Annotated in this window: 12 protein-coding genes; 10 read left to right on the plus strand and 2 right to left on the minus strand. The window is 69.2% G+C overall.

Annotation, left to right across the window (positions count from 1 at the left end; translation table 11 throughout):
• Positions 1-86: 86 nt before the first annotated feature.
• From FL311_RS36130 to FL311_RS36150, 5 genes are read left to right on the plus strand one after another with little or no spacing between them, the layout of a single operon-like run.
• Entirely contained in the window at positions 87-968 is an 882-nt protein-coding gene (locus FL311_RS36130; RefSeq protein ID WP_141332230.1) for an SCO family protein, read from the plus strand.
• Positions 965-2,011, plus strand: coding sequence for a cytochrome c oxidase subunit II (gene coxB, locus FL311_RS36135; RefSeq protein ID WP_046715923.1), 1,047 nt, complete (start codon positions 965-967; stop codon positions 2,009-2,011). The genes FL311_RS36130 and coxB overlap by 4 nt, the downstream gene beginning before the upstream one ends.
• On the plus strand, positions 1,995-3,662 hold the full coding sequence (gene ctaD, locus FL311_RS36140) for a cytochrome c oxidase subunit I (RefSeq protein WP_141332231.1): 1,668 nt from the start codon (positions 1,995-1,997) through the stop codon (positions 3,660-3,662). The genes coxB and ctaD overlap by 17 nt, the downstream gene beginning before the upstream one ends.
• Complete coding sequence (locus FL311_RS36145; RefSeq protein WP_141332232.1) at positions 3,652-4,317, plus strand: cytochrome c oxidase subunit 3 family protein; 666 nt, start codon at positions 3,652-3,654, stop codon at positions 4,315-4,317. Before ctaD ends, FL311_RS36145 begins: the two co-directional genes overlap by 11 nt.
• Before the next feature lie 13 nt (positions 4,318-4,330).
• Positions 4,331-4,780, plus strand: a complete 450-nt coding sequence (locus tag FL311_RS36150) for a cytochrome C oxidase subunit IV family protein (protein ID WP_141332233.1) — start codon at positions 4,331-4,333, stop codon at positions 4,778-4,780.
• Between the two features lie 85 nt (positions 4,781-4,865).
• Here the strand turns inward: FL311_RS36150 and FL311_RS36155 are convergent, their stop codons facing one another.
• Positions 4,866-5,858 (minus strand): DUF481 domain-containing protein, encoded by a 993-nt coding sequence (locus FL311_RS36155; protein WP_141332234.1) that lies wholly within the window; start codon positions 5,856-5,858, stop codon positions 4,866-4,868.
• Positions 5,859-6,039: 181 nt separating this feature from the next.
• Here FL311_RS36155 and FL311_RS36160 point away from each other — a divergent pair, with 181 nt between their 5' ends.
• The 5 genes from FL311_RS36160 to FL311_RS36180 all read left to right on the plus strand — a co-directional run bounded on the left by FL311_RS36160 (position 6,040) and on the right by FL311_RS36180 (position 10,269).
• Positions 6,040-6,705 (plus strand): hypothetical protein, encoded by a 666-nt coding sequence (locus FL311_RS36160; protein ID WP_141332235.1) that lies wholly within the window; start codon positions 6,040-6,042, stop codon positions 6,703-6,705.
• Between the two features lie 67 nt (positions 6,706-6,772).
• Positions 6,773-7,729: a GNAT family N-acetyltransferase gene (locus tag FL311_RS36165; RefSeq protein ID WP_141332236.1), complete on the plus strand. Its 957-nt coding sequence runs from the start codon at positions 6,773-6,775 to the stop codon at positions 7,727-7,729.
• A 22-nt stretch (positions 7,730-7,751) separates the two neighbouring features.
• A complete protein-coding gene (locus FL311_RS36170) occupies positions 7,752-8,891 on the plus strand; it encodes a hypothetical protein (protein WP_141332237.1) in 1,140 nt (379 codons plus the stop codon).
• A gap of 20 nt (positions 8,892-8,911) precedes the next feature.
• Complete coding sequence (locus FL311_RS36175) at positions 8,912-9,256, plus strand: YkgJ family cysteine cluster protein (RefSeq protein WP_141332238.1); 345 nt, start codon at positions 8,912-8,914, stop codon at positions 9,254-9,256.
• A 44-nt stretch (positions 9,257-9,300) separates the two neighbouring features.
• A complete protein-coding gene (locus FL311_RS36180) occupies positions 9,301-10,269 on the plus strand; it encodes a hydrolase (protein ID WP_141332239.1) in 969 nt (322 codons plus the stop codon).
• On the opposite strand, the gene FL311_RS36185 is transcribed toward FL311_RS36180, so the two are convergent.
• On the minus strand, positions 10,266-10,928 hold a 663-nt coding region (locus FL311_RS36185), incomplete at its 5' end, for a hypothetical protein (protein ID WP_305036177.1). The genes FL311_RS36180 and FL311_RS36185 overlap by 4 nt on opposite strands.

Below are 10,928 nucleotides of genomic sequence, written 5' to 3' on the forward strand. Positions count from 1 at the left end.
GCGCCGGCCCCCGAGCAGCCCCAGGAGCCGACCCCGGCTCCTCGGCAGTAGCTTCCGCCGCCAGCATCACGTAAGAGCCGCTCGCGATGATGTCCCTCTTCTCCCACATCCCCCAGTGCGCCCCCCGCCTGGGGATGCTCGTCGCGGTGGCCCTGGTGCTGGGCACGGCGACCCCGGCCCCGGCGATGCCGGGCGGTGGCAAGACGCCCCGCTCCATCGTCGAGGCCCAGCAGGACGCCCCGCCCCAGCTCAAGGGCGTGGACGTGGAGGAGCACCTGGGTGACCCGGTTCCTCCCCTCACCCGCTTCCTGGACTCCAACGGCCAGGAGGTGACGCTGGGGACGGTGCTGCCCAAGACGCTGCCCACGCTGCTGACGCTCGTCTATTACAACTGCCCCATGCTCTGTAACCTGGTGCTCAACGCCCAGGTGAAGACGATGCGGGAGCTGGGTCTGGAGCTGGGCCGCGACTACGAGGCGGTCACCATCAGCGTGGACCCCGAGGACACCCCGGCGATGAGCAGCGAGCGCCGGCGCAAGCACCTCCAGTCCATGGGCAAGCCCGAGAGCGCGCCCTGGCACTTCCTCACCGGGACGGACGCGGAGATCCGCCGCCTCGCGGACGCGGTGGGCTTCAAGTACACGTACGACGAGAGCACCAGGCAGTACGCCCACCCCGCGGTGGTGATGGTGCTCACGCCGGAAGGGACGCTGTCGCGGTACCTGTACGGGACGGACTTCCCTCCCAAGGACATGAAGCTGGCGTTGCTGGAGGCGGCCGGTGGTCGCGTGGGGACCAGCTTCGACCGCGTGGTGATGTCCTGCTTCAAGTATGACACCGCCACCCGGCGGTATGGCTTCTACATCTTCGGGTTCATCCGCCTGGGCGCACTGGCCGTCTTCTTCGCCCTGGCGACGATGCTGATCTATTTCTGGAGGCGCGAGCTGAAGAAAGGCGCGGCGGCATGAGCGAGCTTCTCAACAACCTTCTGTTCCTCCCGGAGAGCGCGTCCACGTTCGCGGAACGGGTCGACCTGCTGCACCACTTCGTCGTGGGAACGACGATGGTGATGTCCACGGGTGTCGGCCTCGCGGCGCTGTTCATGTTCTTCCGGTACCGCCGGCGGCTCCCCGCCCAGGCGACGGAGTACGTCGTCCCCACGCTGAAGACGGAGTTCCTCTTCGTCTCCGTGCCGCTGGTGTTCTTCCTGGCCTGGTTCGGTATCGGCTTCCGGGACTTCACCTGGGTCACCACGCCGCCCAAGGACGCGATGGACGTCTACGTCATGGGCAAGCAGTGGATGTGGAAGTTCTCCTATCCGGAGGGCCCCAACGGCGTGAACGTGATGCACGTCCCCGCCAACCGTCCCGTGCGCCTGCTCATCACGTCCCGTGACGTGCTGCACTCGTTCTACGTGCCGGCGTTCCGCATCAAGATGGACGCGCTGCCGGGTCGCTACACGCAGATCTGGTTCGAGGCGACCAAGCCCGGCACGTACCAGGTGCTCTGCACCGAGTACTGCGGCCTGTCGCACTCGAAGATGCTGGCCGAGGTCGTCGTGCTCCCCGAGGAGGAGTACGAGGACTGGATCAAGGAGCAGCGCCGCGGCCGGCTGCAGGACCGTCAGGACGCGCTCGCGGACACCTCGCTGGTGCCGCCGGTCGCCCGGATGGTCGAGCAGGGCCAGGTCCTGGCCGGCACGCAGGGCTGCCTCAAGTGCCACTCGGTGGACGGCTCGGCGCACATCGGCCCCACCTTCCTCGGCATGTATGACCGCGTGGAGAAGCTCGACGACGGTCAGGACATCCGGGTGGACGAGGCCTACATCACCCAGTCGATGATGGACCCGGGAGCCCACCTGGTGGCGGGCTACCAGAACGTGATGCCGACGTACCAGGGCAAGCTGCAGGGCCCCGAGACGGCCGCCATCGTCGAATACATCAAGTCGCTTCGCACTCCGAACGTCCGCGAGGGCGCCTCCGAGGGACCCGCCTATGACCCCATCCAGTAGCCTCGACACGGCGGGGGCCGCCCCGCACGACGAGCACCACGACCACCACCCGAGCTATCTGGTGGACGGCACCACCATCAAGAGCTGGCTCTTGACGGTGGACCACAAGCGCATCGGCCTGATGTTCCTGTTCTGGGTCCTGCTCTTCTTCCTCGTGGGCGGCATCTTCGCGCTGCTCATCCGGGTGGAGCTGCTCACCCCGGGCCCGACCATCATGGACGCGATGACGTACAACCGTACGTTCACGCTCCACGGCCTGGTCATGATCTTCCTGTTCATGATTCCGGCGATTCCGGCCGTCTTCGGCAACTTCATGCTGCCGCTGATGCTGGGCGCCAAGGACGTGGCCTTCCCGCGGCTGAACCTGGCCTCGCTCTACATCTACCTGGCGGGCGCGGTGCTGGCGCTGTGGGGCATGCTCAACGGCGGCCTGGACACGGGCTGGACGTTCTACACGCCGTACAGCACGCACACGACTACGACGGTGGCGCCCGTGCTGTTCGGCGCGTTCATCATCGGCTTCAGCTCCATCGCCACGGGCATCAACTTCATCGTCACCTGCCACACCATGCGGGCGCCGGGCATCACCTGGTTCAAGATGCCGCTGTTCGTGTGGGCCATCTACGCGACGAGCTGCATCCAGGTGCTCGCGACGCCGGTCATCGGCCTGTTGCTGGTCCTGGTGACGGTGGAGAACCTGTTCAGCTTCGGCATGTTCGACCCGGCGCGCGGCGGCGACCCGGTGCTCTTCCAGCACCTGTTCTGGTTCTACAGCCACCCGGCCGTGTACATCATGGTGCTGCCGGCCTTCGGCGTGATGAGCGAGATCGTCAGCACGTACAGCCGCAAGAACATCTTCGGCTACCGCGCGGTGGCGTACTCGTCCCTGGGCATCGCCTTCGTGGGCTTCTTCGCCTGGGGCCACCACATGTTCGTGTCCGGCCAGTCCACCTTCGACGCCGGCGTGTTCGGCGTGCTGACCATGCTGGTGGGTGTGTTCACCGCAATCAAGGTCTTCAACTGGGTGGGCACCGTCTACAAGGGCGCGGTCGACTTCAAGACGCCCTTCGCCTACTTCTGCGGCTTCCTGTTCTTCACCGTGTTCGGTGGCATGACGGGCATCGCGCTGGGCACGGTGTCGCTGGACGTGGCGTGGCACGACACGTACTTCGTCGTGGCGCACTTCCACTTCATCATGGTGGGCGCGACCATCATGGCCTTCCTGGCCGCCCTGCACTACTGGTTCCCGAAGATGTTCGGGCGCACGTACCACGAGGGATGGGGCCTGGTGTCCGCGGCGCTCATCATCCTGGGGTTCAACGCCACGTTCATCCCCCAGTTCCTCTTGGGCAACAACGGCATGCCGCGCCGGTACTATGACTACCCGGAGCGCTTCCAGGCGCTGAACGTCGCCTCCACCGCGGGCGCGACGCTCTTGGCCTTCGGGTTCATCATCATCGCCATGTACCTGGCGTACGCGCTGGTGTACGGCAAGGCCGCTGGCAAGAACCCGTGGCGCAGCAAGGGCTACGAGTGGCTGAGCGAGTCTCCTCCGCCGACGCACAACTTCGTGGGTCCTCAGCCGACGTTCCCCGAGGAGCCCCACTTCTACGTCGACCCGAAGAAGGCCGAGGTTCCCGATGCAGTCTAGCGCTCACACCGCCGACGGCGCGGCCAACACGCCGCGCCTGGCGATGCACTTCGCGTCGCTCGAGGTGCAGAACCACGCCGCCCGTCTGGGGATGTGGCTGTTCCTGGCGACGGAAATCCTGCTCTTCGCCGGCCTCTTCGTCTGCTACGGCTGCTACCGCTTCCTCTTCCCGGAGGCGTGGGCGGCGGGCAGCCGCAGCCTGGACCTGACGATGGGCACGGTGAACACCGTGGTCCTCATCACGTCCTCGCTGACGGCGGCGCTCGCGGTGCACCACGCGAAGCACGGCGAGAACAAGAAGGTGGGCGTGATGCTGGCGCTCACCCTCCTGATGGCCGTCGCCTTCCTCGTCATCAAGTACTTCGAGTACAGCCACAAGTTCCACGTCGGGACGCTGCCGGGCCGCTACTACAGCTACCCGGACATCCAGCTGCCGGGCATCTCGCTGTACTTCACGGTCTACTTCTGCTCGACGGCGCTGCACGGCCTGCACGTCCTCATCGGGATGGGCGTGCTGACGGTGGCGATGATTCGCGCCTTCAAGAAGGGCGACTTCGGTCCGAAGAACTACACGATGGTCGAGCTGGGCAGCATGTACTGGCACCTCGTCGACCTGGTGTGGATCTTCCTGTTCCCCATGCTGTACCTGGTCTGAGGGCGACACCACCATGGCCATCGCCAACGAATCCCATCAGGAAGAGAAGAACATGACGGAGCACCACGGAGCGGGCCGCTACTGGCTCATCTGGGGTGTCCTCCTGGTGCTGACGGTCGTCACCGTCGTCACCGGCCGGATGCACCTGCCGTCGTTCGGCCTGCTGCTCGCCATCGTCATCGCGACGGTGAAGGGCACGCTGGTGACGCTGTACTTCATGCACCTCGCGGAGCACCAGGGCGTCAACCGGCTCATCTTCGCCGTGTCCATCGTCTTCGTGATTCTCGCGCTCGTCATCCCCATGGCGGACCTGGGCACGCGCTTCCGCGGCGCCAACCCGCCGGGCTCGCAGTACAGCGACCTGCAGCCGCCGGACATCGGCACGGGTGCGCAGCGCGGCCGCTTCGGCGGCGGCGTGCAGCCCCCGGAGCTCAAGGACACGCCTCCCGCGCCGAGCCACTGACGTCCCTCGAGGGGCACTCACCCGCCCCTTCGAATCAAGCAGCGGCGCCGAGGACCTTCCTTCGGCGCCGCGTTGCTTTTGCGGGCTAGAGCGCGACCTGGAAGTTGAAGGCCAGCGCGGTGTCCGTGGGCACCTTGCCCTCGGGCGGCTTGCTGTCGTGCTTCACCAGGAAGCTGACGCCCAGGGAGAGCGCCTCCGTCAGGTTCACCGCCAGCTGCGTCTGGCTGTTCACCAGCACGCGCGAGTCGCCGATGACGCTCAGGAGCACCTCGGCGTCCTCCTTGAAGAGCACGTCCTTGGTGATGCCGTAGCGGAAGGCGACACCGAAGCGGGGGCCGCCGATGTCCACGTCCGGCAGGTCCAGGCGCGAGGGGTAGTACTGGAAGCGCGTCTCGCGCGCATAGCGGAAGGCCAGGTCCGTGCGCAGGTAGGACTCGCGCTCGTCCTTCTTCTTCTCGTCCCACCACAGCACGCCCAGACCGCCTTCGCCGATGGTCCGCGACTCCACGCTCTTGACGTGGTCCGTCTCGGCGCCCGTCAGCAGGTAGCCGCTGAGCATCTGCGTGAAGCGGCGGTCTCCGCGCAGCTCCAGGCCCGCGTTGAGGGCGACGAGCTGCGACTCCTGCTCCTCCCCGGCCACCTCGGGCGGGCGGCTGCGGCCGTAGTTGCCGTAGCCCCGGATGCCGACAATCCAGTGCTCCGTCGTGCGCTGCGCGCTGGCCAGGCCGCTGAAGGTGAGCGTGGAGGCGTTGCCCGTCAGCGAGATGAGGCCCAGGCCCAGGGTGATGTCCCACTCCTCCTTCTTCTTCTTCTCGTCCGCGGGGGCGGCGGCGCCCGGAGCGGCCGGGGTGCCGGCGATGACCCCCGCGGCGCGCTCGGCGGCCTCGGCGGCGCGGACGCTGGCCTCGGCGGCGCGCTCGGCGGCGGCGGCGGCGCGCTCGGCGGCGGCGGCGGCGCGCTCCTCGGACGTGGTGGCCTGCGCGGCCGCGACGGGGGCGGCGGGCTCCTGCGCGGCGGGCGTGGGCGCAGGCGTCTGGGCCTGCAGGGAGGTGGCAATCAGAAGGGCGGCGGAAAGCATCGGTTCTCCAGTCGTCTCGGTGCCGCCGGACCTGGATTCGGGGCGACGCGAGACGTCCTCGGCTCCCCCCGGGCCGGCGCGTCTCCTTCCTGCTCCAAACACGCGCGGTGCGGCAATGGTTGATTCGCGGGTTGTGCTTAATTCCGGGGCGGGGCTGGCTTCACCCAGGAGGATTCCCACCATGAACCTCGCCCGCATCGCGTCGCTGTGCCTGCTCTTGTCCCCCGTGGTGGCCGCCGCGCGGAACGTCACGGTGCCCGTGGACGTGGGCGTGGGGCCCGCCGCGTTCCTGTTCTTCGGGCCCGTCTTCGACGACCAGCCCATCCACACCGGGCTGAAGCTCTCCGTCGAGGCGGTGCTGGACAAGGACTGGCTGAAGAAGAACCAGCGCGCCATCCCGTCCCGCTACCGCAAGTACGCCAAGAGCGTGGACGAGGTGCGCATCTCCCCGTCCATCTTCATCCCCGACTCGCTCATCATCTCCCCCAAGGTGCGCGACACCGGCATGTATGGCGTCACCTGGAAGCCCCTGGGGCTGGGGCTGCCGTTGACGTCCGGCCCGGTGCGGCTGGCGGTGGGTGGTGGGGTGCTCCTGACGTATGCGTACCTGCACTCGGACACGCTGGCGGACACGCACTTCGTGAGGCCGGGCGCGGAGCTGGGCGTGGACCTGGAGCTGCAGCTCTCCAAGAGCTTCCTCATCAGCCTGGGCTGGGAGTCCGCGCTCTACGTGCCGCAGGAGCTCGGCGGGCTGGGGCTGCCGGACCGGGTGCGCGACGGCATCTTCCACGTGGGCCAGGCCTACCTCCAGTTCCACGTGCGCTTCCCGTACAGCACGCGCCTGTGAGGCGGACGGACGGCCTCGGGAACCGGGTGATGCACGGGATGGCCCGGTGGCGATACCCTGGCGTGACATGCCCTTGGTCCTCGCCACCGACGCCCAGAAAGCCGAGCGCGACCGCGTCACCCATGCCGCCTGGGGCTCGCCCCTCACGGTGGAGCAGTTCCACCAGCGCGAGGTGCGGCTGCGCGCGCATCCCTGGTGCCGCGAGGGCATGCGCACCTGGCTGCTCGTCGACGACGGCGGACAGGTGCTGGCCTCGTGCGAGACCTTCCGCACCGACAGCCACCTGCGCGGCCCGGACGGCGTGGTCACGCCCGGCGTCAGCGAGGCCATCGCCAGCGTCTTCACGGTGCCCGAGCTGCGCGGCCACGGCCACGCCACGCGACTGATGGACCAGGTCGCCGAGCACGTCGCCCAGGAGGGCGAGGACCGGCACGCGGCCCTGCTCTTCTCGGACGTGGGCGCGCCGCTCTACCGGCGCTCGGGCTATCGCGAGGCGCCCGCGTGGGACTGGAACCTGCCCGCCATGGGTGGACTGTCCACGCACGCGGTGGACGCGCTCCTGTGCGACGGGGACGTGCCGGAGGTGATGGGGCGCCTGCAGCGTCCGGACGTGCCCTTCCTGCTGTGGCCGAGCCCGGCGCAGGTGGACTGGCACCTGGAGCGGGAGCGGGTCTACGCGGAGCTCTTGCGTCGCCCCCGGCCGGAGGCCTGCGGCGCGGTGGTGGGCCGCTCGTTCGCGCTGTGGGCGATGATGGCCCGCTACGGCGAGCTGGTGGTGCTGCTGTTCGACGCGGAGTCGCTCGAGGACTCCATGGCCCTGATGGAGGCCGCGCGGGGCGTGGCGCACCGGGCGGGCCTGTCCCGCGTGGTCGTCTGGGAGGAGCCGGGCACCCTGCCCTGGCTGGCGCGGATTCCGGGCGCCACGCGCGTGGCCCGGGAGGGCTCGCTGCCCATGCTGAGACCGCTCAGGGCCGGGTTGCCGCCCGCCGAGCGGGTGACCTTCTCGCGCGCCCTCTGGGTGTGACGCGCGGATAGGATGCGCCGACATGGCCAAGCGCACGCGCATCATCGAAGGCACCTGGAACTGCACCTCGTGCGACGCCAAGGGCATCCTCGCGCGGCACAAGCGCTGCCCCACCTGCAACAACCCGCGGGAGCTGACGGGCGACGAGTCGGACTTCGACTTCGGCGACGTGGACGCGGCGAGCGGCAAGTCCCTGCGCGAGGGCGTGACGGACGAAAAGGCGGTGGAGTTGGCGAACGCGGGCGAGGACTGGTTCTGCGCCTTCTGCGGCGCCGCCAACCGGGGTGACCATCCCCGCTGCAAGCACTGCAACGCCGAGCGCGAGTCGGACTCGAAGGTGGGGCCCCGGAAGGACCTGTCGGGACAGGTGCCCGCCCCCGCGCCGCCGCCGAAGAAGAAGCCCCGGCTGGGGATGTGGCTGTTGCTGGGCGCGCTGCTGTCGTGCTGCTTCGGAACCTGTGTGTACTCGGGCTGGTCGAACCAGACGCACGACTACCCGGGTGAAGTGACGGGCACGTCGTGGAAGGTGGCGGTGGTGCAGGAGCGCTTCACCCGCGTGGAGAAGGAGGGCTGGGCGGACGAGCTGCGCCAGGCGAGCGCGCGCATGCCCGTCAACGGCGCGGGAGAAATCGCCGGCGTGGAGAACGTGCGCGGCTGCGTGGAGCGCCAGCGCGGCACGCGCAAGGTGGCGGACGGCACCGAGCGCGTGTGCCGCTCCAAGACGCGCAAGGTGGCGTGTGGCACCGAGGAGAAGTGCCGCCGACGCGACAAGGGCAACGGCTTCGCGGAGGAGGTCTGCGAGGACGTGACGAAGTACTGCAACGAGTCCTACGAGGACTGTCAGGACCAGACGCGCTACCGCAACGAGCCCGTCTACGCGCGGCGGTGCACCTATGACACCCACGAGTGGCGCAAGGTGGACCGGCGCGAGACCTCCGGCCAGGACGGCGCCCCGCGCTGGCCCACGCTCCAGGTGGGTCCGCTGGAGCGTCAGCGGCGCGAGGAGACGTACGTGGTGAACGTGCGCTACGAGGACGACGGGGTGAAGGAGCAGGTGCTGGAGCCGAAGACGGAGGCCGAGTTCCTGTCGTGGAAGAAGGGCCAGGGCGTGGTCCTCACGGTGACGAACGGCGGGGAAGTGAAGAAGGCCGTCCCACGTTGAGCCCACGAGGCGGAGGCCCCATGGAATGCACCCTCTGTGGCGCCTGCTGCGTGGCGCCGGACATCGCGGCGCTCGACAAGCCGCTCGGGCTCAGGTGCCCGCACCTGCTGCCCGACAACCTCTGCGCCATCTACGAGCAGCGGCCGAGCATCTGCCGCGACTACCAGGCCGACGAGGTGTGCCGCCTCATCGAGGCGCCCACCCTGGACGAGCGCGTGCACAAGTACCTGGCCCTCTTCGATTTGACGGAGGAGGCCCGCGCCGTGAAGGAGCAGGGCTGCCCCTCCATGAAGCGCGCCCGGCAGGCCGCCGCCCGGCTTCAGGCCGGAGCGCCCGGTGGAGAACGCCCGGACGAGCCGGCCTGACACGGCCCCTTGTCCCCCGCGAGCCGGGGCGCTATCCCCCGGCCGTGAGCTTCCAGCCGACCGAGCCCTTCATCGCCGCGCCGGGCCTGACGAACGAACACGCGCAGACCATCTACGCGAACTTCGTGCGTCCCCGTCACGCTCCTCCGCTGAAGCGCCAGCGGCGCGAGCTGCCCGACGGCGACTTCGTCGATCTGGACACCTTCGACGGCCCCAGCGGCGCGCCGCACGTGGTGGCCCTGCATGGGCTGGAGAGCTCCTCCCAGGCGGGCTACATCACCGCCATCCTCCGCGGCGCGGCCCAGCGCGGCTGGGGCGCCACCGCGCTCAACTTCCGCTCCTGCAGCGGCGAGCCCAACCGGCTGGCGCGCACGTACCACTCGGGCCACATCGACGACGCGCTCGGCCTGCTCCGGGACTTGCGCGCCCGCGTCACCGGGCCGCTCTTCGCCGTGGGCTTCTCCCTGGGCGCCAACGTGCTCTGCCGACTGCTCGAGGACCAGGGCGAGGAGGCCCCCGTCCGCGCCGCCGCGTCCATCAGCGCGCCGTACGACCTGGACGCGTGCTGCGCCAAGCTGGATGGTCCCGGCCCGTTCCACCGCATCTACCGCGAGCGCTTCCTGCGCACGCTCAAGAGCAAGGCGCGAGCGAAGCTCAAGCGCTTTCCCAACGCCTTCGACGGCCGGGCCATGGAGGCGGCGCGCACGGTGCGCCAGTTCGACCACGCCGTCACCGCGCCCCTGCACGGCTTCAACAGCGCGGAGCATTACTACGCCGAGTCCTCGTCGGGCCCCAGGCTGCACGCCATCCGCAAGCCCACGCTGCTCATCAGCGCCGCGGATGACCCCATGCTGCAGTCGCCCGTCATCCCGCCAGCCGCGAAGGACAACCCGCACCTGAGCGTGGTGTTGACCCCGCACGGCGGACACGTGGGCTTCGTCGCCGGCAAGCTGCACCGTCCCCGCTTCTGGGCGGAAGACCAGGCGCTGGCCTTCTTCGACACCTTCCGCTAGCCGAAGTTCAGGATGAAGCCGAGCTTCGCCGTGGGGCGCACGGTGCGCAGCATCCACGACCGGTCCTCCGTGGGCCCGACGGTGCCCCGGAGCGGCTCGTCCAGGTCCTTCAAGCTGGGGCCATACAGCTCCATGAAGCTCACCCCGCCGCGCACGAAGAAGGTGATGCTCCGGGGCATGCTGACCTCGAAGCCCACCAGTCCGCTCGCGTACGTGTAGCCCACGCGCTCGAGCGACGGCAGCGGCGGCAGTGACAGGTCCGCCAGCCTGCGCTCCAGGGCGCGCACGTCCGCGGGCTGCGCGTGGCCAATCTCCACGCTGAAGGCGGGCGACACCCGGCTTCGCAGCGGCAACAGCGTGAGCCCCGCCCGCGCGCCGGCGCGAACGCCGTTGTGCGTGGCGCCCAGGTGCAGCCGCACCACCCGCGCGGGACGGAACGAGATGGACAACCCCGCGCCTTCCGTCACCCCCGCGTCCAGCATCAACCCGAAGGGCGCGACCCGCTCGGGGTCCTGTGTCGCCCGACGGCGAATATCCCCTGCCTCGAATGCGCTCGCCATCGGTGCCACGAGCAGCACCACCAACGCGAGCAGCGTGGACCGCGTCCCCATGCGTCGAATCCCCACCCCAAGCCGCCGCGACGCTCCGCGGCCCCTGAC

The sequence above is a fragment of the Myxococcus sp. AB025B genome, from assembly GCF_006518215.1.
Taxonomy (GTDB): domain Bacteria; phylum Myxococcota; class Myxococcia; order Myxococcales; family Myxococcaceae; genus Myxococcus; species Myxococcus fulvus.